The sequence below is a fragment of the Actinomyces sp. ICM39 genome, assembly GCF_000282935.1.
GTDB classification, from domain to species: Bacteria; Actinomycetota; Actinomycetes; order Actinomycetales; family Actinomycetaceae; genus Pauljensenia; species Pauljensenia odontolytica_B.
Genome location: NZ_ALCB01000122.1, coordinates 1 through 1,514 on the forward strand (window position 1 = coordinate 1; position 1,514 = coordinate 1,514).

Genomic DNA, 1,514 nt, shown 5'->3' on the forward strand with positions numbered 1-1,514 from the left:
TTGACCTGATCGACCAGCGCCTGGAAATCAGCGACCGCGGCCGCCATGGCCGAGCGGCCCGGACCCTCATCACAGGAGGCATCAAACACGGGAGAGCCGCCATCTGCGGCGGCCTGGCTGCGCGCATCAGCCTGATTGTTCTGCGCCTGCTGGACCGCGTCGCGGCCAGCCTTCCAACGCGAACGAATCCCATCACACTGGCTCTGCGCCGACAACAGCGTCGACGCATACGACGAGTAGGCCTCAGACGCTTCAGAGAACGCCTCCTGGGCGTCCACCCAGCCCTTGACCTGCACATCAAACTTCGAACGGAAATGATCCGCTGCGCGACCTTCCCACCCATCAGCTTTGAGGGAAGACAAGCCGGAATGAATATCGCGGAACTCATTGGCGCGATCCATCATCACCGCGGCGCGCGTCGAAATACCACCAGGATCTCCACTGATCTTAAAAACCGGTGCACCATGCGCAACAACACCCACGTCAGATCACGCTCCCGAACCAACGACGGGAGACTGGCTCAGCGCCTCAGCAGCCGTCTGAACTGTCGTCATATACTCTTTAGCCTTCTCCATGTACTCGCTATAAGCACCCAGAGCACCACTGACCGCACTGGAGGCAGCCTTAATCTCTTCACGCAAGTCGTTGGTACCCTTTTCCCACGTATCCTGGAACGCGTTCGTACGATCCCAGACCTCAGGATTTTCCAGCATCCCCGAGTTGGGAACCCAGTCCTCCACGTCGTACTCCTTGGCCTTCTCCTCAAAGGACGACAACGATTCCACGAACGAGGACATGGCCTCCAAATCGACCTTAAAATCACTCACGAGTCACAATCCTTAACTGTCGATGCACGCAAACGCTTTAGACTCGGCATGCTGACCCTCCGCCAGGATCTGGTCCATCGCCTCAGCTGCCGCCGTCAACAAATCCGCCAATTCCTCGCCGCGCTCCTCCATACGCTTGAGCGCAGCGTCGCACGCCTGACGAGACTCGCCCGTCCAATCGCCCACAGTAGCCTTAATATCAGCGGCCACATCGGGAATGAACTCCTTGACCACGGGGACCCTCTTACGGAAGGCCTGAGCCATCTCAGTGGCACTGGCCTCTTTAAAGACCAGCATCGAATCGCTACTCATTACTCAAACCTCCGTCACGATTCCGACTGGGACAGCTGCTTCAGCTCTTTGTACAAGCTGCCACCCGACGAATCCCCGCCCGACTCCGACCCGGAACCCGCCTGGACCAACGACTGAATAATCTCTTCTTCGCACGTGCCAAACGACCGCTCGACGTCTACCAAGGCCTCGGCCAAACGCCCTAAATCATCAAACAACACACTCAGGGAATCGCCCCATTTAGTCAGCGCATTACCCAACGGCTCCATATACGGGCCGTTGATCCCCTCCGACGCAGACGTCACATCCTCGCCGATCGTCGACACCGCCTGAGAAAAAGGCTCAGCGTTATCTTCGATACCCTGGGCAGCCTCAACCAGCTTCCCAGGAGTAAAA

At 58.0% G+C, this 1,514-nt stretch carries 4 protein-coding genes; all 4 read right to left on the reverse strand.

Annotation, left to right across the window (positions count from 1 at the left end):
* On the reverse strand, positions 1–482 hold a 482-nt coding region (locus tag HMPREF1137_RS08050), incomplete at its 3' end, for a putative T7SS-secreted protein (RefSeq protein ID WP_009054140.1).
* Positions 483–488: 6 nt separating this feature from the next.
* Positions 489–827, reverse strand: coding sequence for a hypothetical protein (locus tag HMPREF1137_RS08055; protein WP_009054142.1), 339 nt, complete (start codon positions 825–827; stop codon positions 489–491).
* A 12-nt stretch (positions 828–839) separates the two neighbouring features.
* Complete coding sequence (locus tag HMPREF1137_RS08060) at positions 840–1,139, reverse strand: WXG100 family type VII secretion target (RefSeq protein WP_196792993.1); 300 nt, start codon at positions 1,137–1,139, stop codon at positions 840–842.
* 14 nt (positions 1,140–1,153) lie between these two features.
* Positions 1,154–1,514, reverse strand: a 361-nt coding sequence (locus HMPREF1137_RS10455) for a hypothetical protein (RefSeq protein ID WP_009054146.1), incomplete at its 5' end; no start/stop codon positions are given.

Coding starts and splice junctions, on each gene's coding strand:
- HMPREF1137_RS08060 (WP_196792993.1), bottom strand. CDS start 1,139: ATGAGTAGCGATTCGATGCTGGTCTTTAAAGAGGCCAGTGCCACTGAG.